We start from the raw sequence: 24922 nt of genomic DNA on the forward strand, positions 1-24922 counted from the left end.
TTTTCCTCCTCCAGCAAATATAAGTACAATGAATTTATTTAGACTATTCATTCAACAAATTAATGAAAGCCTTTGATGAAGATTGATATTCTCGGCGTGCAGGCGTTTGTCGCGATCGCGGACTTCGGCGGTTTTCAGAAAGCGGCGGACACGCTGCACGTGACGCAAACCGCGGTGACGCAGCGGCTGCGCAATCTGGAGGAATTCCTCGGCGTGATGCTGGTCGAGCGCACCACGCGCACCATCGCGCTGACCGGCATCGGCAAGGACTTCCTGCCGCAGGCGCGCAGGCTGTTGCTGGAGCTGTCGTCCACGCTGACCGAAATCCGCGAGACCGGCAAGGCACAACGCGGCGACATCTCGATCGCCAGCGTGCCGACGGCCGGCATCCAATTCCTGCCCGAGATCGTCCGCGAGTACTCGGCGCGTTTTCCCGCGAACCGCGTCAAGATACTCGATCACGCATCGGCGCGCGTGGCCGAGGCGGTGTTGAGCCGCGAGGCGGAATTCGGCATCAACCTGTCCGGCAGCACTCACCCTGATTTGGTCTCGGTGCCGGTGGTGCAGGATGACTTCGTGCTGCTGTGCCGCGACGACCACGCGCTGGCGAAACGGCGCTCGCTGACGTGGGTACAGATCCAGCCTTACCCGCTGATCTTCTCCGGCGACGTCAACGGCAACCGCGCGCTGCTCGACAGCTACCTTGGCGACAAGAGCATGAATCTGAGCCTGCAGTTCCAGTACGAGGTGCAGCGCAGCTCCACCGCGATCGGTCTCGTGGCGGCCGGCGTGGCGGCGGCGATCGTGCCCAATCTGGCGATCCAAAAAGGAACGTATCCGCGCCTGCGTGTGATCAAGCTGAAGGAGCCGACCATCTCGCGCCAGCTGGCGCTGATCACCCGCAAGGCCGGCCACCTGTCGCCGGCGGCGCGGGCGCTGTACGACATGATCAAATCCGCATGACCAACGGGTGGGGGTAGAGAGCGGAACACGCTCACCGCCCCACCTCGGTTTTTCGGCAAGCCGTGGAGATAAAAAAACCCTCCCGGCGCGAACGCGGGGAGGGTTTTGGCGGAGCGGCGGCGATTACACGACCGCGCCATCCGTTTCATCTTTTTCCTTGATCGGCTTGATCAGGTCTTCGCGCTTCACGCCCAGCCACATGGCGATGGCGGCGGCGACGAACACCGACGAGTAGATACCGAAGCAGATACCGATGGTCAGCGCCATGGCGAAGTAGTGCAAGGTCGGACCGCCGAAGAACAGCATCGCCAACACCATCATCTGGGTGCTGCCGTGGGTGATGATGGTACGCGAGATGGTCGACGTGATCGCGCTGTCGATCACTTCATGCACGCTGGCTTTGCGCTGCTTGCGGAAGTTCTCGCGGATCCGGTCGAAAATCACCACCGATTCGTTGACCGAGTAACCGAGCACCGCCAGGATACCCGCCAACACCGTGAGCGAGAATTCCCACTGGAAGAAGGCGAAGAAGCCGAGGATGATCACCACGTCGTGCAAGTTGGCGATGATCGCCGAGACGGCGTACTTCCACTCGAAGCGGATGGCCAGGTAGATCATCACGCCGATGACCACCATCACCAGCGCCTTCAGGCCGTTCTGGGTCAGCTCGTCGCCGACCTGCGGGCCGACGAATTCCACTTTGCGCAGCTCGACCAGCTCGACGTTGTTCGCTCCCGTGCACGCCTGCTTGAACACGTGCTCGCCCTTGGCGTTGATGTTGTCGATCTGGGTCAGGCCGCCCTTTTCAGCAGCGCACAAGGCCTCGTAGACCTTTTGCGACGCATCCTTGGCGGTGATGTTCTTCACCACCGGCAGACGCAGCAGCACGTCGTGCGCCGTGCCGAAGCCGGCCGCCTCCGGATGCTCGTAACCGATGCCGCGCAAGGTCGAGCGTATCGCCTCGAGGTTGGCCGGTTGCGCGTACCGCAGCTCCATCACGGTGCCGCCGGTGAACTCCACCGACAGGTTCAACGGGCGATAGAACAGGAAGAACACGGCCGCGACAAAGGTCAACGCCGAGATGGCGTTGAAAATGATCGCATGCCGCATGAACGGTATGTCTTTTTTAATGCGGAAAAATTCCATGTGATAGCCTCGAATTATTTGGTATCAGGACGCGTCGCGACCTTGCCGCCGGTCGCGCCAGCCGCGTTATCCGGCCGCCATACGGTGCCGATGGCGATCGATTGCAGCTTCTTCTTGCGGCCGTACCAGAGGTTGACCACGCCACGCATGATGAACACGGCGGAGAACATCGAGGTCAGGATGCCGAGCGTGTGCACCACGGCGAAACCGCGGATCGGACCGGAACCGAACACCCACAGCGCGATACCGACGATCAAAGTGGTGACGTTGGAATCGATAATCGTCGCCCACGCGTGGTCGAAGCCGGCCGAGATGGCCGACTGCGGCGAGGCGCCGGCGCGCAGCTCTTCACGCACCCGCTCGTTGATCAGCACATTCGAGTCGATCGCCATGCCCAGCGCCAGCGCGATCGCGGCCATGCCCGGCAGGGTCAAGGTCACGCCCATCAGCGACAGCAGGCCCACCAGCAGCAACAGGTTGCACGCCAGCGCGAACACGCTGAACAGACCGAACATCATGTAGTAGGCGATCATGAAGACGGCCACGGCGGCAAAGCCGTACATCGTCGAGTGGCGGCCCTTGGTCACGTTCTCGGCGCCCAGCTGCGGGCCGATGGTGCGTTCCTCGATCACGTCCATCGGCGCGGCCAGCGCGCCCGAGCGCAACAGCAGCGCCAGTTCGGACGAGTTCTCCATCGTGCCCATGCCGGTGATCTGGAAGCTGCTGCCCAGTTCGGCCTGGATGGTGGCGACCGACAGCACTTCCGGCTTGCCTTTCTCTTTCAGCACGATGGACATCTTCTTGCCGATGCGGTCGCGGGTGGCGTCGCGCATGCGGCGGCCGCCGTCGCCGTTCAGGTCGATGCTGACGGCCGGCTGGCCGTTCTGGTCCTGGCGCGCGGTGGCGCTGGAGATGTAGTCGCCGGTCAGGATCACATCCTTGCTCAGCACGACCGGCACGCCCTTGCCGACGGTGAACAGTTCCGAGTTCAGCGGAATCGACGACGTCAGTTCGGTACCCGGCGTGATCGATTCGTCGACCATGCGGATTTCCAGCGTGGCGGTGCGGCCGATGACGGCGCGCGCGCGCGCCACGTCCTGCACACCAGGCAATTGGACGATGATGCGGTCCGGGCCTTGCTGCTGGATGATCGGTTCGGCCACGCCCAGCTCGTTGACGCGCTTGGACAGGGTGGCGATGTTTTGCTTGACGCCTTCGTCGGTGGTCTGCTTGAGCGCCGCCGGTTTCAGGGTCATCACGGTTTTCAGGTCGGTGTCGGCGCCCGCATCGGCGAACGTCACGTCCTGCAGCTGGTCGCCCAGCACGGCCTTGGCCTTCTGGCGGGTGGCGTCGTCGCGGAAGCTGATGACGATGGTGTCGCCCACGCGCTCGATGCCGGCGTGGCGCACGTTCTTGTCGCGCAGCAGGCTGCGGGCTGACGCCTGCATGCCCTGCACGCGCTTGGTCAGCACGGCCTTGGTGTCGACCTGCATCAGGAAGTGCACGCCGCCGCGCAAGTCGAGGCCGAGGTACATCGGCGTCGCGTGCAAGGCTTGCATCCATTTCGGGGTGTCCGGCTGCAGATTGAGGGCGACCAGGTACGACGGATCGGCGGGGTCGGCGTTCAGCCCTTTTTCCAGCACGGCCTTGGCGCGGAACTGGGTGTCGGGATCGGGGAAGCGCACGCGCACCGAGGCGTAGGTGCCGGTGCCGTCGAAGGTCAGCTCGCTGTGCGGGATTTTTTCCCGGGTCAGCACTTCATCGACCTTGGCGATCATGTCCGACGTCAGCTTGAGCGTCGATTTGCCACTCGTCACCTGCACCGCCGGCGATTCGCCGAAGTAGTTGGGCGCGGCGTACAGCGCACCCAGCAGGATGGAGACGGCTATGAGGATATATTTCCAGACGGGATAGCGATTCATATTGTTCAACGATCAGGGTTAGGCGTCGGATGCAATACGGCCCGCTTATCGTGCATATCGTCGAATAAGCGGGCCGGGGCCTGGGCCGGTTACAGCGCCTTGAGCGTGCCTTTCGGCAGGACCATGGTCACGGAGTTCTTCTGCACCACCAGTTCGGCGCCGCTGGAGATCTCCAGCGTGATGTACAGGTCGGAAATCTTCGAGATGCGACCGAGGACGCCGCCGGCGGTGACCACTTCGTCACCCTTGGCCAGCGCTTCCATCATGGCCTTTTGTTCCTTGGCGCGCTTCTGCTGAGGACGAATCATCAGGAAGTACATCGCCACGAACATCAGAATCAGAAAACCGTACTGGCCCAGGAAGCCGCCGGTCGCGCCGAGGGCGTCGAGTGGATTTTGGGCATACGCATTGGATATAAACACAGGTGACTCCGATAATAGTTTGAAAAAACAGCGCTGTATTCTAGCACTGGCCGGAAGCCGAAAGGACTTCCGGCTATATGGGTGGTTGAATTCTTTTTACAAGACTTGCAACAGTTGTTGAACCAATTAGATGCCGCGCGCCCGTTCCGCATGGAATTGCAGGGTCCAGGCGTGGAAGCGGTCGTCATCCAGCGCCTCGCGCATCTGGCGCATGATGTCCAGATAGTAGTGCAGGTTGTGGATGGTGTTCAGGCGCGCGCCCAGGATCTCCTGGGTGCGGTTCAGGTGGTGCAGGTAGGCGCGCGAGAAGTTGCGGCAGGCGTAGCACGAGCAGGTGCTGTCCAGCGGCTCCTTGTCATCCTTATAACGCGCGTTCTTGATCTTGATGTCGCCGAAGCGGGTGAACAGCCAGCCGTTGCGGGCGTTACGGGTAGGCATGACGCAATCGAACATGTCGACGCCGTTCGACACGCCCGCCACCAGGTCCTCCGGCGTGCCCACGCCCATCAGGTAGTGCGGCTTGTTGGCCGGCAGTTTGGGACCCACGTGCGCCAGGATGCGCATCATGTCCTCCTTCGGCTCGCCGACCGACAGCCCGCCGATGGCCAGGCCCGGGAAGTCGATCTCTTCCAGGCCGGCGAGCGACTCGTCGCGCAGGTTCTCGAACATACCGCCCTGGACGATGCCGAACAGCGCGTTCGGGTTCTCGCCGCGATGGAATTCGTCATTGGATCGTTGCGCCCAGCGCAAGGACATACGCATCGACTTTGCCGCCTCGTCAAGGGTGGCCGGGCGGTTGTCGATTTCATACGGCGTGCATTCGTCGAACTGCATGACGATGTCGGAATTGAGCACGCGTTGGACCTGCATCGACACTTCCGGCGACAGGAACAGCTTGTCGCCGTTGATCGGCGAGTTGAAATGGACGCCCTCTTCCGTGATTTTGCGCATCGCGCCCAGCGAAAACACCTGGAAGCCGCCCGAATCGGTCAGGATCGGCTTGTCCCACGCCATGAAGTCGTGCAGGCCGCCAAATTTGGAGATGACGTCGTTGCCCGGGCGCAGCCACAGGTGGAAGGTGTTGCCCAGGATGATCTGGGCGTCGATTTCCTTCAACTCCAGCGGCGACATCGCCTTGACCGAGCCGTAGGTGCCGACCGGCATGAAGATCGGGGTCTGCACCACGCCGTGGTTGAGTTTGACTTCGCCGCGGCGGGCCTTGGTCAGGCCGCTGCTATCGGTCTTGTGTAGCGTAAATTCCAACATTGAAGATTCCTTATTATGCTCGGGCTTGCGTCGTCAGCAGCATGGCGTCGCCATAGCTGAAGAAGCGGTATTCGTTGGCGATCGCGTGGGCGTAGGCCGCGCGGATCGGTTCAAAACCGGCAAAGGCCGACACCAGCATCAGCAGGGTCGACTTGGGCAGGTGGAAATTGGTGATCAGGCGCGTGACGGTCTTGAACTGGTAGCCCGGTGTGATGAACAGCGCGGTGTCGGCGCTGCCGGCCTCCAGCTGGCCGCCCTGCGAGGCCGACTCCAGCGCGCGCAGGCTGGTGGTGCCGACGGCCACCACGTCGCGGCCGGCCGCGCGGGTCGCGCGCACCGCGTCCACGGTTTCCTGCGGCATCGTGTACCACTCGGTGTGCATCTTGTGCTCGGACAGCACCTCGGCGCGCACCGGCTGGAAGGTGCCGGCCCCCACGTGCAGGGTCACATAGGCGAAGTTGACGCCCTTGGCTTTCAGTTCGGCCAGCAGCTTTTCGTCGAAATGCAGGCCGGCGGTCGGCGCGGCGACGGCGCCCGGCACCTTGTTGAACACCGTCTGGTAGCGCGTCTCGTCGAAGGAATCGGCGTCGTGCTCAATGTACGGGGGCAGCGGCAGGCGGCCGTGCGCCTCGATCAGGTCGAACACGTCGGCGTCGAAATGCAGGGTGAAGAACTCGCCGGCGCGCTCGCCGACGGTGACGTCGAAGGCGTCGGCCAGGCGGATCTTGACGCCGGGGCCGGGCGATTTGGAGGCGCGCACCTGGGCCAGCACGGTGCGGTTGTCCAGCACGCGCTCGACCAGCGCCTCGATCTTGCCGCCGCTTTCCTTGACGCCGAAGAAACGCGCCTTGAGCACGCGGGTATCGTTCATCACCAGCAGGTCGCCGGCCTGCAGCAGGCCGACGATATCGGCGAACTGACGGTCGACAATCTGCTCGCCGTCCAGGTGCAGCAGGCGGGAGGCGCTGCGGTCCGGCAGCGGGAATTGCGCAATACGCTCTTGCGGCAGGTTAAAATCGAAATCGGAAAGCGAGTACATTTTGCGGACTTCTGGAAACTGTTGAAGAAAATCGGCTACGCCACATCGTGTGGGTAGCCTTACAATACCGGCGTTATTGCCATTGATTTGTCACGGGCAACCCTCTATTTTACGCTAGTGCCCGAAAAACGCTCGAATATGCCCGTGATTCCGTCAAAACCCGCCTCAAAACCTGCCAGGAAGACCGTCAGTCCGGAAGCCAAGCTGGCCAAACTCGGCCTGCACACGGACATGGATCTGGTGCTGCACCTGCCGATGCGCTACGAGGACGAAACCCAGGTCATCACCATCGAAGAGGCGCGCCTGCACGGCGGCGACACCTCGCAGGTCGAGGGCGTGGTGGTCAAAAACGAAATCACCTACAAGCCGCGCAAGCAACTGCTGGTGCACATCGCCGACGAAACGGGCGACCTGCAACTGCGCTTCATGAACTTCTACGGCAGCCAGGTCAAGCAACTGGCCGAGGGCACGCGGGTGCGCGCGCGCGGAGAGCTCAAGCACGGCTTCTTCGGCGCCGAGATGGTGCACCCGGCCTATAAGGTCATCAACGAAGGCGCCCCGCTGCCGACGTCCCTGACGCCGGTGTATCCGTCGGGCGAAGGCCTGTCGCAGCCCATCCTGCGGCGCGCCATAGGCGACGCGATGAAACGGGTCGACTGGACCGACACCTTGCCGGCCGAGCTGCGCGCCGAAATGCAGCTATCGGACTTCGAACCGGCGGTCCGGCTGCTGCACTATCCGCCGCAACAGGTGGACGAGCACGCGCTGGCGGACCGCTCGCATCCCGCGTGGACGCGGGTGAAGTTCGACGAACTGCTGGCGCAGCAGCTGTCCTTGAAACGCGCACAGCGCGCGCGCCGTTCCAAGGGCGCCGCCGCGCTGAAGGTGGTCGGCGCGTTGTCCGAGCGCTTCCAGGCCGCGTTGCCGTTCAAGCTGACGGGCGCGCAGCAGCGCGTGCTCAATGAAATCCGCGCCGACTTGCGCCACCCGTATCCGATGCAGCGCCTGTTGCAGGGCGACGTAGGCAGCGGCAAGACAGTGGTGTCCGCGCTGGCCGCCGCGCAAGCGATCGACAGCGGCTTCCAGGCCGCGCTGATGGCGCCCACCGAAATTCTCGCCGACCAGCACTTCCGCAAGATCGCCGCGTGGATGGAACCGCTGGGTGTGAAAGTCGCGTGGCTGACGGGCAGCCTGAAGAAAAAAGACAAGCTGGCAGCCTATGAGCTGATCGAATCGGGCGAAGCGCAACTGGTGATCGGCACGCACGCGCTGATCCAGGAAGCGGTCATCTTCGCCAATCTGGGGCTGGTGATCGTCGACGAGCAGCACCGTTTCGGCGTCGGCCAGCGGCTCACTTTGCGCAACAAGGGCAACGAAGGCGCCATCCCGCACCAGCTGATGATGTCGGCCACGCCGATCCCGCGCACGCTGGCGATGACCTACTACGCCGACCTGGAAGTTTCGGTCATCGACGAACTGCCGCCGGGGCGCAGCCCGATCGTCACGCGATCGATCGACCAGAACCGGCGCGACGAAGTGATCGAACGGGTGCACGCGGCGGCGCTGGAAGGCCGGCAGATTTACTGGGTCTGCCCGTTGATCGAGGAATCGGAAGCGCTGCAACTGCAAACGGCGACCGACACGCACGCGCTGCTGGCCGAAGCGCTGCCGGATCTGAGCGTGGGCCTGGTGCACGGGCGCCTCAAGCCTACGGAAAAGCAAACGGTGATGGACGCCTTCATCGCCAACCAGATGCAAGTGCTGGTGGCGACGACGGTGATCGAAGTGGGCGTCGACGTACCGAATGCGTCGCTGATGGTGATCGAGCACGCGGAGCGGTTCGGGCTGTCGCAGCTGCACCAGTTGCGCGGGCGCGTGGGGCGGGGTTCGGCGGCCAGCGTGTGTTTGCTGTTGTATCAAAGCCCGCTGGGCGGTGTCGCCAAGCAGCGGCTGATGACGATGCGCGAAACCACCGACGGCTTCGAGATCGCCCGGCGCGACCTGGAGATACGCGGCCCGGGCGAATTCCTCGGCGCGCGGCAATCGGGGCAAGCGATGCTGAGGTTCGCGGATCTGGAGACGGACGGCTGGCTGGTGGACCAGGCGCGCGACGTCGCGCACGACCTGCTGCACGCCGACAGCGCCGAAAAAGCCGCCACGGTGGAAGCCCACCTGGCCCGCTGGCTCGGCGGCCGCGAAGAATTCCTCAAGGTGTGACGCCGTCGTGGAGACACGTAGGGCGGATTAGCGCGAAGCGCGTAATCGGCCATGCATGCGCCCCGGTAACGCAGGCATGGCCGATTACGGCGTTCCGCCTAATCCGCCCTACGTGATTTCACTCAGAAACACATGTAAAAGCGGTTCGCCAGGTCGACCACGAACTCGGGCTGCAGGTACGCCATGAACACCAGCGCCACCACCACAACACCCGCCGCCCGAAGCGCCCACGTTTTCATCGCTACGCCGCCTTCAACACGCTGCGCACCACCGGCCGCTCGTTGATCGGCAGGTTAATCAACCCCGCCATCACGCCCAGCGCGATCGAGATGCCCCAGACGATGTCGTAGCTACCCTGCTTGGCGAACAGGAACCCGCCCATCCACACGCCCAGGAAGCTGCCCACCTGATGCGAGAAGAACACCACACCGGCCAGCATCGACATGTGCTTAACGCCGAAAATCCCCGCGATGATCCCGTTCGTCAGCGGCACCGTCGACAGCCAGATCAATCCCATCGCCGCCGCGAACACGTACACCGAAAACGGCGTCAAAGGCGCCAGCAGGAACAGCGAAATCACGACCGACCGCGTGAAGTAAATCGACGACAGCAAGTACCGCTTCGGCAGCCGTCCACCCAGTTTGCCCGCGTAATAGGAGCCAGCGATATTGAACAAGCCAATCAGCGCCAGCGCCATCACCGCCACGCTCGGATCGCCGATGCCCTTGTCCTTCAAATAGGCCGGCAAGTGCACGCCGATGAACACCACCTGGAAGCCGCAGACAAAATACCCCGCCACCAGGAACAGGAAGGAGCGGTTGCGAATCGCCTCGCTCATCGCCTCGCGGATGCTTTGCTGAGGACCGTCGCCATGGTCGGCGGCCGGCTCGCGCAGATAGAAGGTCATCGGTATCATCAGCAGGAGCACCAGCGCGGCCAGCACATAGAAGGCGTTTTGCCAGCCGACCGCGGAGATCAGCTGCTGCTCGACCGGCATCATCAGGAACTGGCCGAACGAACTGGCAGCGCCTGAAATACCGAAGGCCCACGAGCGCTTCTCGGCCGGCGCGACGCGGCCGATGATGCCGCTGACGGCGCCGAACGCGGTGCAGGACAGCCCAAGGCCGATCAGCACCCCGGTGCCGATGACGAACATCGTCGGATCGGTTACCACCGCCATCCATACCAAGCCCGCCGCGTAGCTAAGCGCGCCCACCAGCACCACGCGCATGGTGCCGAAACGGTCCGCCGCCATGCCGGCAAACGGGCCGAAGGCGCCCCACATCAAATTCTGCAACGCCTGCGCCAGCGAATAGGTCTCGCGCGTCCAGCCGTTGGCCTGGGAAATCGGCTGCATCCAGAAGCCGAAGCCGTGGCGCACGCCCATTGCCAAGGTCAGGACGACGCCGGTGGCGATCAAAACGGTTTTGAGCGAGGGTGCGCGGCTGGCGACGAACATGGTTTTTCCCGGTTATCGAAACGACATCTGTCGATTTTAACCAGTTCCCGCCAACCGCGCTTGAACTCGACTTATTCGTCGGCGCTGTAACGGAGACCGATTTGCTGGCGGATCGAGTCCAGCGTGCCCATGATGTTGAGCGTTTCCTGGTGCGGCATGATCGGGCTTTCGATCAGCCCTTCACGGATGCAGCGGCCCACTTCCTGTGCTTCGTGGGTGTAGCCGTTGCCGCTGCGGGCGATCGTCATCGTGCGCTCGCTGCGCGAGGCGCCGTCGACCAGGGTGACGGTGATGGTTTCGGTGTTGTGAAAACGGTCGCTCAGGCGCACAAAGCCCTTGGTGCCGGAGACCGTCAACTCGGTCGGCGTGCGCGAACGCAGGCTGCACGCGCAGGCCGACACGCCGCCGCCTTCGTGCGTGAGCGTGAACGCGGTCTGCATATCGACGCCGGTCGGCGCCATCTCGGCCTGCGCCTTCACGCCGGTGACGGTGCCGAGGAAGAACGACGACATCGACAGCGGATAGATGCCCAGGTCCAGCAGCGCGCCGCCGCCCAGTTCAGGATTAAAGAGGCGGTGCTCCGGCCCCGCGTCGGACGTGAAGCCGAAATCGGCGGCGACATGCGCCGGCTTGCCGATCTCGCCGCTGTCGACGATGCGCTTGGCCTCGACCACGGCCGGCATGAAGCGTGTCCACATCGCCTCCATGACGAACAGTTTTTTCTCGCGCGCCCGCGCGATGATGTCCTCGGCCTGGCGGCGGTTCATCGTGAACGACTTCTCCACCAGCACCGCCTTGCCGCCGTTCAGGCACATCAGCGCGTTCTCGTGGTGCATCGGGTGCGGCGTGCCGATATAGATGACATCGACCTCCGGATCGTCGGCCAGCGCCTGATAGCTGCCGTGGAAACGCTCGGCGCCGAACTCCGCGCCGAATTTGGTAGCGCTATCTACGGAGCGTGAACCAATGGCCGCGAGTTTTGCGCCCGGCGTATCCTGCAATGCGGTGGCGAAGGCCTTGGCGATTTTGCCCGTTCCGAGTATGCCCCAGCGAATTACCTGCGTCATGGCGTGATCTTTCTGCCGCGTCGGCGGCGATGTTGGTTTTGATATCGAGATGCTATTTTACTGCGACTGGCCGTTTGGGGCGGAACACCGTTGCGTCGGCGTAGAAGGCGTCGTCCTGGTCCGGCCACCATCCGGGCACGCCAAGCGCCTGCATCGGCGTGAAGTCGGCCGTGCTGAGACCATTTTCCTCCAGGTCCCGCGCCACTTGCCGGTCCAGCCATGCGCGCCGCGCCTCGTGCTCCATCGCGAAGAAATCGTCGCCCGCCACCACCACGCGCGTGTGCGCGGTGATTGCCTTGCGAGGTGCAACCAACTTCTCCATCAGCGCGTGGCCGAACAGCCAGACCTGCGCGTCGGGACCGAAGCTGGCGCGCCGGCCGACGAAAGCGTCGTGCCAGCGATGGTCGCGCAGCGCCTCGGTCAGGCGATGGCCGTTGTCGCAATCGCGCACCACCAGCAGCGCCGCATTCTCGTCGAAGATGGTGGCGCCGTCGCGCGCCGGCCCCCGCGATTTGCCCACGCCGTCCTGCGCGATCTGCGCCGCCTGCAGGGCGTTCAGCCGCACTTTGATCAGCGGGAAGCTAAGCCATACCAGGCCGTTGAAGAAGTCGTGGAGATTGTCGCGCGTGGGCACGCCGCCGGTGGCGCCGATGAAGGCTTCATACGCGGTGCCGTCGGGCAGCGCCTCCTGCGGCACGAACGACAGCGGCAAGCCGAGATGATTGCGCAGGCCCAGTGCGGCGGCCTGCGCGCTGAAGGCGTCCCTGAAATGGACGTCTACTGTCAGCTTTCCGGCCGCGTCCCGTACCGATTCATACCAGGGGCGCGACCAGTCGATCGATTGCTGCACTGCTTATACCATTTTCCAGTTGATGGTTTCACCGGCGTTGAGCGGCACTACCTGCTGGTCGGCCATCGGCAGCGTTTCCGGCAAGGTCCACTGCTCGCGTTTGAGGGTGATGGTGTCGGTGTTGCGCGGCAGGTTGTAGAAGGCCGGGCCGTTGAAGCTGGCGAAGGCTTCCAGCTTGTCCAGCGCGCCAGCGCGCTCGAACGCCTCGGCATACAGCTCCATCGCGTGCAGCGCGGTGTAGCAACCGGCGCAGCCGCAGGCCGCTTCCTTGGCGCCCTGCGCGTGTGGCGCCGAATCGGTGCCGAGGAAGAAGCGCTCGTCGCCGCTGGTGGCGGCGGTGACCAGCGCGAGGCGGTGTTCTTCGCGCTTGAGGACCGGCAGGCAGTAGTAGTGGGGACGGATGCCGCCCTTGAAGATATCGTTGCGGTTGTACAGCAGGTGATGCGCGGTGATGGTCGCGGCGATCGGGCCTTCGGCTTCGGCCACGTACTGAGCGGCGTGCTTGGTGGTGATATGTTCGAAGACGATGTTCAGCGCCGGGAAGTCGCGGCGCAGCGGGCGCATGACGCGTTCGATGAAGACGGCCTCGCGGTCGAACAGATCGATATCCTGGTCGGTGACTTCGCCGTGGACCAGGAACGGCATGCCGACTTCCTGCATCATCTCCAGCGTCTTGTAGCAGTTCGACAGGTCGGTCACGCCGGCGTCGGAATTGGTGGTGGCGCCGGCAGGGTACAGTTTGACGGCGTGCACGATGCCGCTCTCCTGCGCGCGCAGGATCTCGTCGGGCGGCGTGTTGTTGGTCAGGTAGAGCGTCATCAGCGGCTCGAACTTCATCCCGCTCGGCAGCGCTGCCATGATGCGGCTGCGATAGGCTTCGGCGGCGGCGGTGGTGGTCACCGGCGGCTTCAGGTTGGGCATCACGATGGCGCGGGCGAACTGGCGCGCGCTGTGCGGCAGCACGCTGGCCAGGGTGGCGCCGTCGCGCAGGTGCAGGTGCCAGTCGTCTGGACGGGCGATGGTGATGCTGTCGGGGGTGTTTTCGAAGTCGGACATGGCTGCGGGCTTTCTGGCTATCAAAGTGCGGATACCGCCATTTTACCTGCTGTGGGCCCGCATCCGCAGCCAAGACGACTTGCAGGTCGATCCCGGGCTCACGGGAGTATCATCGTATAAGTTCTACGGCTCACAAGATGGATACCATGAATGCCTTAATTTCAGCAGAAGAGTGGAGCGCGATATTGGAAACCCTTTATCTTTTGTCACTGCCTGGCATGCGTGATTCGATCCGGCTCGGGATGTCCGAGCCGTTAGACAAAGGCGCGACCGAACTCGACTGGTAAATGTCACCCCAATTGGTCGGCACAGGACGGGATCCGATTTCGTCAGAGTCGGATCACCGTCCTGCCGGCGCCGTGGCCTTGTTTGTTGCGCTCGATGGCATCGCCGGCCTGCTCCGCCGTCACGACTTCGTCGATCACCACGGTGAGATCGCCAGCGGCGACTTTGGCCGCGATCTCGGCCAACTGGGCGCCGTCCGCACGCATGCGGAACCAGCCGCCGCGCCTTCCCTCCGACAATTGCGCCGCGATCTCCGGCGCCGCCGTGGTGAAAATGCGGCCCTTCGGCGACAGCACTTGCCAGGAGCGGGCCAAGGTCTCACCGCCGACCAGATCGAGCACCAAGTCGACGTTGTTGAGCACGTCCTCGAAGCGGACGTTCCGATAGTCGACCACCTCGTCGGCGCCAAGGCGCTTCAATAGATCTGCATTCTGGCTGCGTGCGGTGACAATCACGCGGGCGCCGGCCTGCTTGGCGAACTGCACGGCGAAACTGCCAATGGCGCCGGCACCGCCGTGGATCAGCACCGTCTCGCCGCGCTGAAGTTGACCCGCTTCGAACAGCGACTGCCAGGCCGTCAGCGATGCGACCGGGATGGCGGCGGCGGTGGCATCGTCGATGGCCGCCGGAATCCGCGCCAGCTTGGCGGCGCCGACCACCACATGGCCGGCATACGCTCCCAACGCGCCGAGCGCGCCGTGCACACGGTCGCCGATGGCGTAGCCTTTCACGCCCGCACCGACAGCGGCAACCTCGCCGGCCAGTTCAATGCCCAGCGTGGCCGGCAACGGCAATGGAAAAGCGTCCTGCACCAAGCCGTCGCGAATTTTCCAATCGAGGCCGTTGACACCGGCGGCGGTCACGCGCACCAGCACCTCGCCCTCCCCCGGCTGCGGCACCGGCACTTCGTCCCATCCCAAAACCTCCGGGCCTCCATACGCGTGCACACGCAGCGCGCGATTGGCACGTTCATCATCGAGCGCCGGATAGTCGATATACCCTTGTGGACCTGGAACGTAGAACAGCGCGGGATTCGCCGCGTTGAGCGGCGCGTTCAGTTCAAAGCGGCGCGGCAGATCCGGATTGGCCAGGAAGGTGCTGCCGTAGACCACGGCGTCGGCCTCTCCGGCGGAGAGGCGCTGCTCGCCGGATTCACGGCTTTGGCCACCGCCCAGCAGATAGACGCCACCAAACAATGGCCGCAGCGCGGCGTGGTAATCGTAGTTCGCTTTGAACAGCGCCACATGCAGATACGCCAGCTTCAAATGCGCCAACTGGCCCACAAGATAGGTATAGGTCTCCACCGGGTTCTCGTCGACGATGTCGTTAAAGCCCATCTCGGGCGAGATCTTGATGCCGACGCGGTCGGCGCCCGCCTCCGCGACCATCGCTTGCAGTACCTCCAGGATGAAGCGCGCGCGGTTCGCTATCGAGCCGCCATATTGGTCAGTGCGCAAGTTGGTGCCGGACGACAGAAACTGCTCCGGCAGATAACCCGACGCCGCGTGCAGCTCGACGCCATCGAAGCCCGCCTCCAGCGCGCGGCGCGTCGCGATGCGGTATTCGTCCACCACCGCCGCCACTTCCGCCGTATCCAACGCGCGCGGCGTGACGAAATCGGCCATGCCGGACATCGTGTACGCCTGGCCAGCCGCTTTGATCTCCGACGGCGCCACGGGCAGCGCGTCTTGCGGCAGCATCGACGGATGCGAGATGCGGCCGGTGTGCATCAACTGCAGAAATATCCGTCCGCCCTCGGCGTGGACCGCGTCGGTCACCCGCTTCCAGGCCTCGACCTGGGCATCGCTGTAAATGCCGGGCGTGGCGACATAGCCCTTGCCCATCGCGCTCGGGAAGGTGCCTTCGGTGATGATCAGGCCCGCGCCGGCGCGCTGGCGATAGTAAGTGACGGCGAGGTCGGACTGGACGCCGTCGGCGTCGTTGGCGCGCGAGCGCGTCATCGGCGCCATGAAGATGCGGTTGCGAAGGTCGTAAGGGCCGATCTTGACTGCGGTGGAGAGCTGGTTCATTTCAGGTTCCTCGGGAAGTGGATGACAGTGAAGCCATCATCCATTGTTTCTCCCTGTGGATAAATAGCTTAAAATGAAATCACTGATCCACCAATGGAGCAATCGATGACACTGCTGGCGAGTATGGAATTGTTTGTGGCGGTGGCCAACGCCAAGGGCTTCCGCCGTGCGGCCGAGATGCTGGACATGCCAAATTCGACGCTCTCGCGCCGCATCTCCGATCTGGAAAAGGAAATCGGCGTGCGCCTGTTCCACCGCTCCACCCGTAAAGTGGAGCTGACGGAAGCCGGCCAGGCCTACTTCCGCCGCTGCCAGGGCATCGTCGCCGAGGCGCGCATCGCACATGAATCGCTGATGGAACTGGCCGAGCGTCCCAGCGGACTGCTTCGGGTGTCGTTGCCGGTCGACCTGGCGGTCACCTACCTGGCGCCGTCGATCAAGCGCTTCGGCGACCTGTATCCGCAAATCGATTTCGAAATGGATTTGACCCCGCGCCGCATCGACCTGGTGACGGATGGTTTCGATTGTGCGATTCGCATGGGCGCGCCGCCACCGACACCGTCCACATTAATCTCAAGGCAGATCGGCCTCCTGCCGCGCTATCTGTTCGCGGCGCCGGAGTACCTGCGCGACGCCCCGGCGCTGAAGCACCCGGACGACCTCGCGCACCACGAGTGCGTGATCCAGGCGGCGTCGGGAAGGCACTCGCGATGGTCGCTCATGTCGGGAAAACAAACCGCCACGGTCGACGTCTCCGGCCGCTACTGCGCCAACAACGTCAGCATGTGCCGTACCCTGGCGACGCTCGGCGTGGGCATCGCCATCTCGGCGGGACCGGAGATGCGCGACGACGCCCTGCGCGGCACGCTGCAGCGCGTGCTGCCCGAGTGGGATGTCTCGCCGGCGCCGGTCCACGCGATCATCGAATCGCGCCTGATTCCGTCGCGCGTGCGGCTGTTCATCGACTACATGCAGGCAGCGCTGAAGGATTACTCAGCGCACGATCGCCACGCGCTTGTGTAGCTGCCGCGCTAGCCACGACAGCAGGCAGCACAGAACGAAGTAGACCAGCGCCACAAAGGTATACATCTCCACCAGCCGACCGTCGCGCTGCGCCACCTTACTGGCCGCGCCGACGAAGTCCGGCACCGACAGCACGTACACCAGCGACACGTCCTGGAACAGCACGATGGTTTGCGTCAGCAGCACCGGCAGCATGTTGCGGAAGGCTTGCGGCAGCACGATGCGCCCCATCGTCTGCCAGTAGCTCAGGCCCAGCGCCTGCGCCGCCAGCACCTGGCCGCGCGGGATCGCCTGTATGCCGCCGCGCATGATCTCGCAGTAGTACGCCGCCTGGAACAAGGTGAACGTGATCAGCGCCGACCAGAACGTGCCGACCTTGACCGGCTCCTGCGCGCCGATCACCCACGCGGCCATGTACGGCACCAGGAAGTAGAACCAGAAGATCACCAACACCAGCGGCACCGCGCGTATCAGGTTGACGTAGGCGGCGGCCACCAGCGCCAGCGGCTTGAAGCTGGACATGCGCCCCAGCGCCAGCAAGGTGCCCAGCGCCACGCCGCCGATCATCGACAGCACCGTCAGCTCCAAGGTGAACGCCATGCCGACCTGGAACAGGTAGACCCACGAGTTGGCGATGACGCTGAAGTCGAATTGGGCGAACATCAGCGGCCTCCCAGGGTGCCGGGCAGCGCGAGGCGGTGCTCCAGCCAGCGCATGGCCGCGATCACCACCAGGTTGACCACGACATAAATCAGCGTGGCGGCGGTGAAGGCTTCAAACACCTGGAAGGAAAACTCCTGGATGGCGCGGGCGCTGGCGGTCAGCTCCATCAAGCCGATGGTCAGCGCCACGGAACTGTTCTTGATGATGTTGAGGAATTCGCTGGTCAGCGGCGGCAGGATCATGCGCACCGCCAGCGGCAGCAGCACGAAACGGTAGGTTTGCGGCAGGTCGAGGCCCAGCGCCAGCGCGGCCAGGCGCTGACCGCCTGCCAGCGCCTCGATGCCGGCGGTGACCTGCACCGCCACCCGCGCCGACGTGAAGAAACCGAGGCACAGCACCGCCGTCACGAAGGGCGCGTTGGGCAGGGACTTGAGCCAGTCGCCGCCGGCCTGCGGCAGCAGCTCCGGCATCACGAAGAACCACAGGAACATCTGCACCAGCAAAGGCACGTTGCGGAATAGCTCGACGTAGCCGGTGCCCACCATCCGCAGCCAGCGGTTGGGCAAGGTGCGCATGGCGCCGACGGCGAAGCCCAGCGCCAGCGCGATCACCCAGCCGGCCAGCGCCGTCGCCATCGTCCAGGCCAGGCCGGAAAGCAGCGTGTCCCAGTACGTTTGCACGCCGTCCGGCGACATCTCCCAGAAGATGTTCCAGTTCCATTGGTAGTTCATCGCGACGGCGCCGCTTATTTCTTGGCGTCGGTCTTCTGGGCGGGCGCCGGCGCCGCCGTGACGGCATAAGCCGCCGGATCGGGCGAATCGGTCGGCTTGGCGGCGACCGCCTTCAGCGTGGCCGGCATCGGGAAGTTCAGGTTGATGCCGCGCGGCGGGATGGCGCTCATGAACCACTTGTCGTAGGTCTTGGAGAATTCCGGCGATTGGTAGAACTGCGTCAGCGCCGCGTCGACCACCGCCTTGAAGGCCGGATCGCCGCGCCGCATCATGATCGCGTACGGTTCGACCGACAACGCCTCCGGCAGGATGGTGTACTCGGCCGGATTGCGCGCGGTGGCGACCTGGCTGGCCAGCAGGATGTCGTCGTTGGCCTCGGCGGCGGCGCGCCCGGTCTCCAGCATCAGGAACGATTCGGGATGGTCCTTGCCGACGGCGATGGTCATGCCCAGTTTGCGCTCGTTGTTCAACATCGTCATCTGCTTGAGGGTGGTGGTGCCGGCGGTGGCGACCAGGGTCTTGCCCTTCATGTCGGCCAGGCTGCGGATGTTCGACGCCTTCTTGACCAGCAGCCGGTTGGAGATGACGAACATGGTGGGCGCGAACGCCACCTGCTTCTGCCGCTCGGCGTTGTTGGTGGTCGAGCCGCATTCGAGATCGATGGTGCCGTTGGCCATGAGCGGGATGCGGTTGGCGGCGGTGACGGGATTCATCACCACCTTCAGGCCGGAAAGACCCAGGTTCTTCTCGATCGCCGCCACCGCCTTCAGGCACAGGTCGACCGAATAGCCCTGGTACTGCTGCTTGTCGTCGAGGTAGGAGAAGGGAATGGAGCCGTCGCGCACACCGAGCGTGATGGTGCCGGTGCGCTTGATCTTGGCCAGCGTGCCGCCGGCTTCCTGGGCGGCGGCCGGGCCGGTGGCGAAGACCGCGCTGGCGGCGACAATGGCAAAACGATAGAGCACTCGCGGTAACGACATGATTCCTCCTAAGAAAAATACAATGAACGTCAAAAACGACCTGCCGGCGGGCGCCGGCGCATGCTATCTGTGATGCGGGTGGATGTGAAGCTAGTGGATAATCCGCGCCAGGAAATCGCGGGCGCGCTCGGAACGCGGCGCGCCGAAGAATTCATCCTTGGTGCAGTCCTCCAGTATCCGCCCCTTGTCCATGAAGACGACCCGGTTGGCCACCTTCCTGGCGAATCCCATTTCGTGCGTGACCACCATCATCGTCATGCCCTCTTGCGCCAGGCCGACCATCACGTCGAGCACCTCGTTAATCATCTCCGGGTCCAGCGCGGAGGTGGGCTCGTCGAACAGCATCGCGATCGGGTCCATCGACAACGCGCGGGCGATGGCCACGCGCTGCTGCTGGCCGCCGGACAGCTGGTTCGGATATTTGTCCTGCTGCGACAGCAGGCCGACCCGGTCCAGGTACTGCAGGCCGCGCGCGTTGGCCTCGTCCTCGCTGCGGCCCAGCACCTTGACCTGGCCCAGGGTCAGGTTCTGGCGCACCGACAGATGCGGGAACAGCTCGAAATTCTGGAACACCATGCCGATGCGCGCGCGCAGCTTGGGCAGGTCGGTGCCCTTGGCGCCGACGGAGATGCCGTCGACGACGATTTCGCCCTGTTGAAACGGCTCGAGGCCGTTGACGGTCTTGATCAAGGTCGACTTGCCCGAACCGGACGGCCCGCAAATGACCATCACGTCGCCTTTGGAGACGCTGGTGGTGCATTCGGCCAATACCTGGAACTGGCCATACCATTTGCTCAGATTATTTATCGCTATCATATTTTTGGCAAAGTTAGAGTGCCCGCGACAGGTGTGTGGACCTGCGTCCACGCGAACTTGACAGTACCCTTGACCACAAGGATACTGCGGAACTTGCTCAATGTTTCATCAGCTTACAAAGCTGCATTGGCTGGATCATACCTCCACATTGCGGGGAAATGACATTATTTTGTACGAGATTGTGCTTTGGCGGACTAATCCCGCCACAGCCAGCGTCCATAGAGACACTACCATGGAAAACAGAGAACATGCATAAACAAAGTCGTTTGACCACATACATCCTGATCGCACTGGCGCTAGGTATCCTTACGGGCTACATCGTTCATGCCAACATGGAAAACCCCGTCAGTTTCGCCGATTCGATGTCGCTGATTACGACTTTGTTCCTGCGCCTGATTAAAATGATCATCGCCCCGCTGGTGTTTTCGACCCTGGTCGTCGGCATCGCGCGCATGGGCGACGCCAGCGAAGTGGGCCGCATCGGCATCAAGACCATGGGCTGGTTCTTCATCGCCTCGGTCATGTCGCTGAGCCTGGGCCTGGTGCTGGTCAACCTTTTCCGCCCGGGCGACGCGCTGCTGGGCCATATGGCCGCCACCGCCGCCTCCAAGGTCGAACTGGCCACGTCCAGCCTGACGTTGAAGGATTTCGTCACCCACCTGGTGCCGTCCTCCATCATCGACGGCATGGCCAAGAACGAGATCTTGCAGATCGTTATCTTCTCGCTGTTCTTCGGTTCTGCCGCCGCTGCCGTCGGCAAGAAGGCCGACATCATGGTCGACGCGCTCGATGGCGTCGCCCACGTGATGCTCAAGGTCACCGGCTACGTGATGAAATTCGCACCGATCGCCGTGTTCGCCGCCGTCGCCGGCGTCATCGCCAAGAGCGGCCTGGGCGTGCTGTCGACCTACGGCGTATTCATGGCCGAGTTCTACTTCGGCATCATCCTGCTGTGGGGCTTGCTGATCTTCGCCGGCTTCCTGTTCCTCAAGGGCCGCGTGTTCGGCCTGATGAAGGAATTGCGCGGCCCTGCGCTGCTGGCCTTCTCGACCGCCTCGAGCGAAGCGGCCTATCCGAAGACCTTGGAAGGCCTGGAGCGCTTCGGTGTGCGCAACCGGATCGCCTCGTTCGTGCTGCCGATCGGCTACTCGTTCAACCTGGACGGCTCGATGATGTACTGCACCTTCGCCACCGTGTTCATCGCCCAGGCGTACGGCATCGAAATGTCGCTGGGCCAGCAGATGACGATGATGATGGTGCTGATGCTCACCTCCAAGGGCATGGCCGGCGTGCCGCGCGCCTCGCTGGTGGTGATCGCCGCCACGCTGAGCCAGTTCAACATCCCCGAAGCGGGCATGCTGCTGCTGCTGGGCATCGACCACTTCCTCGACATGGCGCGTTCCGCGACCAACGTCATCGGCAACGGCGTCGCCACGGCGGTCGTCGCCAAGTGGGAGGGCGAGCTGCTCGATCCGGGTCAGGAAGATGAGATGGTAAAAGACGCCGCGTAAAAGAGCACGCGCAAAAGCGAAGGCCACCGCGAGGTGGCCTTTTTTTTGGTCCTCCAACCCGCACGGCTATGCAGGGTCGTACCCCTTGGGGTACGACCCTTAAGTCGCGACGCACGCGTATCGCTCAAGGCGCGCGGGTGAAGGGTCTTACTGGTTGGCGTAGATTTTTACCAGCTCGTGCAGGAAGGTGCGGCCTTCCATCAGCGATTGCACGCCGATGTATTCGTTCAGGCCGTGGATGTTGCCCAGGTCCGGCGTGAGGAAGATGCCGCTGATGCCGTACGTCGGAATGCCGGCGGCGTTGAGGAATTGGCCGTCCGTGGCGCCGGACTGCAAGATCGGCATCACCGGCACGCCCGGCCACATCTTGGCCGTCATGCGCTCGACCGGCTCAAGGATCGCCTTCGTCAATGCAGGCGGGGCGGAGTTCTCGCCACGGATTTCCAGCGTTTCCACCTTCACCGCCGGGTCGCCGATCGCTTTGACCAGGGTTTGGCGCACTTCCTCCTGCGTCACGCCCGGGAAGATGCGGCAGTTGATGTTGGCGCGGGCGCGCTGCGGCAGCGCGTTGGTGGCGTGGCCGGCGTCGAGCAGGGTCGCGACGCAGGTCGTGTGCAGCATCGCGCCCCAGCTGGAGTCGGTCGACGACAGCAGCGCGACCGCCTTGGCGTCGCCCGGGTTCTTGACCACCGCCAGCATGGCGTCGGCAACGTCCTTGCGGCCGGCCGCCGCCTGGATCTTCGACATGCCGTTCAGGTAACCACGGCTGCCGTCGGCCAGCTGGATCGGGAACTCGTAGCCTTCGACCTTTTTCAGCGCGGACGCCAGCCGGTAGATGGCGTTGTCCTTTTGCGGACGCGAACTGTGGCCGCCACGATTGGTCACTTCCAGCCGGTAGTTCTGCGCGACCTTCTCGCCCGCCTGCACCGTCATCGACACGCGCTTGCCCGCGGCATTGAGCTCGCCGCCCGCGCCTTCGTTGAGCGCGTAGCCGGCGTCGATCAGATCGCGCTTGTTCTTGGTCAGCCACTCGGCGCCGTTGAAGGCGCCGGCGGTCTCCTCGCCGCAGGTCAGCGCCATCTTCAACGTATGGCGCGGCTTGAAGCCTTCCTTCTTGAAGCGGATCAGCGAGTCGGCCCAGATGGCCGCTTGCGCCTTGTCGTCCAGCGCACCGCGCGCGTAGAACTTGCCGTCTTCCTCGATCAACGTGAACGGGTCGCGCACCCAGTCTTCGCGCTTGGCCTCGACCACGTCGATGTGCGCCAGCAGCAGGATGGCCTTGGCCTTCGGGTCGCTGCCCGGCAGGATGGCGACCAGGCCGCCCTCCTTCGGAAACTGCGGATCGGCGAAGGGATGCAGGTCCGAGTCAGGGAAGCCGGCCGCTTTCAGTCGCGTGGCGATGCGCTCGGCCGCCAGGGTGCAGCTGCCCGCCGATAAAGTGGTGTTGGTTTCGACCAGCTCTTTGTAGAGGGCGCGGAATTGCTGTTCAGTGGGGTCGGCGTAGGCATTTTGCACGCACGCCACCAGCGCGGTGACAGCACCCAGGACAAAGCGAGACTTCATGGTCGATTCCTTATCAGCGGTTTAAAAGTGGGGACAACTTACTCTGTGCGCGCCTCGTCCTCGGGCGACGCGGTCAATTCCTCGTCAGCCTTGGCCTGCTGGCGCTGCCACATCTGGGCGTACAGGCCGTCGGCCGCGAGCAGCGATTGGTGCGTGCCGCGTTCGACGATGCGGCCGTGGTCGAGCACCAGTATCTGCTGCGCGTCGGCCACCGTCGACAGCCGGTGCGCGATGACCATCGTGGTGCGGCTCTTGGCGATTTCCTTGAGCTGCGCCTGGATCGCTTGCTCGGCCTTCGAGTCCAGCGCGGACGTGGCTTCGTCGAAGATCAGGATGGCGGGATTTTTCAACAGCGTGCGGGCGATCGCCACGCGCTGCTTTTCGCCGCCCGACAGCTTCAGGCCACGCTCGCCGACCATCGTGCCGTATCCGTCCGGCAGGCTCTCGATGAAGTCGTGGATCGATGCCGCGCGCGCCGCCGCGACGATCTGCTCCTTGCTGGCGCCCGGCTTGCCGTAGGCGATGTTGTATTCGATGGTGTCGTTAAACAGCACCGTATCCTGCGGCACGATGCCGATCGCGTGGCGCACCGAGTCCTGCGTTAGCGAGCGCAGGTCCTGGCCGTCGATGGTGATGCCGCCGGCATTGACTTCATAGAAGCGGAACAGCAATCGCGACAAGGTCGACTTGCCCGAGCCGCTGTGGCCCACCACCGCCGTCGTGGTGCCCGGGGCGATGGTGAAGTCGACGTCGAACAGGATCTGGCGCTTGGATTCGTAGCTGAAGTCGACGTGGTTGAAGCGCACCTGCGCGCCGTGCGTGACCAGCGGCTGCGCGTCCTTGGCGTCGGCGATCTCGCGGTTCTGGTCCAGCAGCGAGAACAGCTTTTCCATGTCGGCCAGGCTTTGCTTGATCTCGCGGTAGATCACGCCCAGGAAGTTGAGCGGAATATAAAGCTGGATCATGAACGAGTTGACCAGCACCAGGTCGCCCAGTGTCATCGTGCCGTTGATGACGCCGACCGTGGCGCGCCACAGGATCAACGTGACGGCAATCGCGATGATCATCGACTGCCCGGTGTTCAGCAGCGACAGCGATGTTTGCGATTTGACGGCGGCCGATTCGTAGCGCTGCAGGCCTTCATCGTAGCGTTTGGCCTCGTAGTCCTCGTTGCCGAAGTATTTGACGGTCTCGTAGTTGATCAACGAGTCGATGGCCTTGGTGTTGGCCTTCGAGTCCAGATCGTTCATCGTGCGGCGGAAGTGCGTGCGCCAGTTGGTGACGACCACGGTGAACGTGATATACAACACCAGCGCGACAAAGGTGATCACCGAGAACCAGATGTCGTAGTGCAGAACCAGATAGCCCAGCACCAGCGTGATCTCCACCAGGGTAGGCAGGATGTTGAACAGCGTGTACGAGATCAGCGAGCCGACCGCGCGCGTGCCGCGTTCGATATCGCGCGTCATGCCGCCGGTCTGGCGGTTCAGGTGGAAGCGCAGCGACAGCGCGTGCAGGTGGCGGAACACTTGCAGCGCGATGGTGCGCACGGCGCGCTGCGTGACGCGCGCGAACAGGAATTCGCGCAGTTCGGTGAACAGCGTGGTCGAGACGCGCAACACGCCGTACGCCACCAGCGCGGCGACCGGCAGCACCAGCAGCGCCTGCGGATGCGACGGCGTGATCGTCAGCGAATCGATCAACTTTTTCATCACCACCGGCACGCCGACGTTGGCCAGCTTGGCGCCCACCAGGCAGCACAGCGCCAGCAGCACGCGCCATTTGTAGACCCACAGGTAGGGAACCAGGGTCTTCAGGGTGGCGGTGTCGCTGCGGGTCGGTGCGGAGGCGGCGGCTGTGCCGACGGGGTCTGGCGGGGAATTCGGGTAACGGCGCATGGCGGATGTCGGCTT

21 protein-coding genes and 1 pseudogene are annotated in these 24922 nt (G+C 63.7%); 5 read left to right on the top strand and 17 right to left on the bottom strand.

Annotated features, from left to right (window positions below; translation table 11 throughout):
* Positions 1-75 precede the first annotated feature (75 nt).
* The gene (locus NHH88_31690) at positions 76-963 is read left to right on the top strand and encodes a LysR family transcriptional regulator (GenBank protein USX14149.1); all 888 of its coding nucleotides are present in this window, start codon (positions 76-78) and stop codon (positions 961-963) included.
* Between the two features lie 123 nt (positions 964-1086).
* On the opposite strand, the gene secF is transcribed toward NHH88_31690, so the two are convergent.
* From secF to queA, 5 genes are all read right to left on the bottom strand, one after another.
* Entirely contained in the window at positions 1087-2109 is a 1023-nt protein-coding gene (gene secF, locus NHH88_31695) for a protein translocase subunit SecF (protein ID USX14150.1), read from the bottom strand.
* Between the two features lie 14 nt (positions 2110-2123).
* Complete coding sequence (gene secD, locus NHH88_31700) at positions 2124-4031, bottom strand: protein translocase subunit SecD (protein USX14151.1); 1908 nt, start codon at positions 4029-4031, stop codon at positions 2124-2126.
* Positions 4032-4120: 89 nt separating this feature from the next.
* Positions 4121-4453 carry a preprotein translocase subunit YajC gene (gene yajC, locus NHH88_31705; GenBank protein USX14152.1) on the bottom strand — a complete coding sequence of 111 codons (333 nt, stop codon included), beginning with the start codon at positions 4451-4453 and terminating at the stop codon, positions 4121-4123.
* A gap of 126 nt (positions 4454-4579) precedes the next feature.
* The gene (gene tgt / locus NHH88_31710; GenBank protein ID USX14153.1) at positions 4580-5719 is read right to left on the bottom strand and encodes a tRNA guanosine(34) transglycosylase Tgt; all 1140 of its coding nucleotides are present in this window, start codon (positions 5717-5719) and stop codon (positions 4580-4582) included.
* A gap of 13 nt (positions 5720-5732) precedes the next feature.
* Positions 5733-6758: a tRNA preQ1(34) S-adenosylmethionine ribosyltransferase-isomerase QueA gene (queA, locus tag NHH88_31715; protein USX14154.1), complete on the bottom strand. Its 1026-nt coding sequence runs from the start codon at positions 6756-6758 to the stop codon at positions 5733-5735.
* 138 nt (positions 6759-6896) lie between these two features.
* Here queA and recG point away from each other — a divergent pair, with 138 nt between their 5' ends.
* Positions 6897-8975, top strand: a complete 2079-nt coding sequence (recG, locus tag NHH88_31720) for an ATP-dependent DNA helicase RecG (protein ID USX14155.1) — start codon at positions 6897-6899, stop codon at positions 8973-8975.
* A 241-nt stretch (positions 8976-9216) separates the two neighbouring features.
* On the opposite strand, the gene NHH88_31725 is transcribed toward recG, so the two are convergent.
* From NHH88_31725 to pyrC, 4 genes are all read right to left on the bottom strand, one after another.
* Positions 9217-10434, bottom strand: a complete 1218-nt coding sequence (locus NHH88_31725; GenBank protein USX14156.1) for an MFS transporter — start codon at positions 10432-10434, stop codon at positions 9217-9219.
* Positions 10435-10505: 71 nt separating this feature from the next.
* The gene (locus NHH88_31730; GenBank protein USX14157.1) at positions 10506-11501 is read right to left on the bottom strand and encodes a Gfo/Idh/MocA family oxidoreductase; all 996 of its coding nucleotides are present in this window, start codon (positions 11499-11501) and stop codon (positions 10506-10508) included.
* Positions 11502-11553: 52 nt separating this feature from the next.
* Entirely contained in the window at positions 11554-12351 is a 798-nt protein-coding gene (locus NHH88_31735; GenBank protein USX14158.1) for a DUF3025 domain-containing protein, read from the bottom strand.
* A 3-nt stretch (positions 12352-12354) separates the two neighbouring features.
* A complete protein-coding gene (gene pyrC, locus NHH88_31740; protein USX14159.1) occupies positions 12355-13407 on the bottom strand; it encodes a dihydroorotase in 1053 nt (350 codons plus the stop codon).
* Between the two features lie 137 nt (positions 13408-13544).
* On the opposite strand from pyrC, the gene NHH88_31745 reads away from it, so the two are divergent.
* Positions 13545-13694 (top strand): hypothetical protein, encoded by a 150-nt coding sequence (locus tag NHH88_31745; GenBank protein ID USX14160.1) that lies wholly within the window; start codon positions 13545-13547, stop codon positions 13692-13694.
* Positions 13695-13736: 42 nt separating this feature from the next.
* On the opposite strand, the gene NHH88_31750 is transcribed toward NHH88_31745, so the two are convergent.
* Together NHH88_31750 and NHH88_31755 are read right to left on the bottom strand one after the other, a co-directional pair.
* Positions 13737-14639, bottom strand: coding sequence for an NADP-dependent oxidoreductase (locus tag NHH88_31750; protein ID USX17491.1), 903 nt, complete (start codon positions 14637-14639; stop codon positions 13737-13739).
* A 30-nt stretch (positions 14640-14669) separates the two neighbouring features.
* Positions 14670-15722 (bottom strand): annotated as a pseudogene (locus tag NHH88_31755) (alkene reductase).
* A gap of 105 nt (positions 15723-15827) precedes the next feature.
* Between NHH88_31755 and NHH88_31760 the strand changes: the two are divergent.
* Positions 15828-16745, top strand: a complete 918-nt coding sequence (locus NHH88_31760; GenBank protein USX14161.1) for a LysR family transcriptional regulator — start codon at positions 15828-15830, stop codon at positions 16743-16745.
* Here the strand turns inward: NHH88_31760 and NHH88_31765 are convergent.
* From NHH88_31765 to NHH88_31780, 4 genes are all read right to left on the bottom strand, one after another.
* A complete protein-coding gene (locus NHH88_31765) occupies positions 16716-17408 on the bottom strand; it encodes an amino acid ABC transporter permease (GenBank protein USX14162.1) in 693 nt (230 codons plus the stop codon). The genes NHH88_31760 and NHH88_31765 overlap by 30 nt on opposite strands.
* Positions 17408-18139: an amino acid ABC transporter permease gene (locus NHH88_31770; protein USX14163.1), complete on the bottom strand. Its 732-nt coding sequence runs from the start codon at positions 18137-18139 to the stop codon at positions 17408-17410. The genes NHH88_31765 and NHH88_31770 overlap by 1 nt, the downstream gene beginning before the upstream one ends.
* Positions 18140-18153: 14 nt before the next feature.
* Positions 18154-19119, bottom strand: a complete 966-nt coding sequence (locus NHH88_31775; GenBank protein USX14164.1) for an amino acid ABC transporter substrate-binding protein — start codon at positions 19117-19119, stop codon at positions 18154-18156.
* A gap of 90 nt (positions 19120-19209) precedes the next feature.
* Positions 19210-19935, bottom strand: a complete 726-nt coding sequence (locus NHH88_31780) for an amino acid ABC transporter ATP-binding protein (GenBank protein USX14165.1) — start codon at positions 19933-19935, stop codon at positions 19210-19212.
* 248 nt (positions 19936-20183) lie between these two features.
* Between NHH88_31780 and NHH88_31785 the strand changes: the two genes are divergently transcribed.
* Positions 20184-21446: a dicarboxylate/amino acid:cation symporter gene (locus NHH88_31785; protein USX14166.1), complete on the top strand. Its 1263-nt coding sequence runs from the start codon at positions 20184-20186 to the stop codon at positions 21444-21446.
* A gap of 147 nt (positions 21447-21593) precedes the next feature.
* Here the strand turns inward: NHH88_31785 and NHH88_31790 are convergent, their stop codons facing one another.
* On the bottom strand, positions 21594-23009 hold the full coding sequence (locus NHH88_31790) for a M20/M25/M40 family metallo-hydrolase (GenBank protein ID USX14167.1): 1416 nt from the start codon (positions 23007-23009) through the stop codon (positions 21594-21596).
* Between the two features lie 38 nt (positions 23010-23047).
* Positions 23048-24907, bottom strand: a complete 1860-nt coding sequence (locus tag NHH88_31795) for an ABC transporter ATP-binding protein/permease (GenBank protein USX14168.1) — start codon at positions 24905-24907, stop codon at positions 23048-23050.
* Positions 24908-24922 lie beyond the last annotated feature (15 nt).

The sequence above is a fragment of the Oxalobacteraceae bacterium OTU3CAMAD1 genome (assembly GCA_024123915.1).
GTDB lineage: Bacteria > Pseudomonadota > Gammaproteobacteria > Burkholderiales > Burkholderiaceae_D > Rugamonas.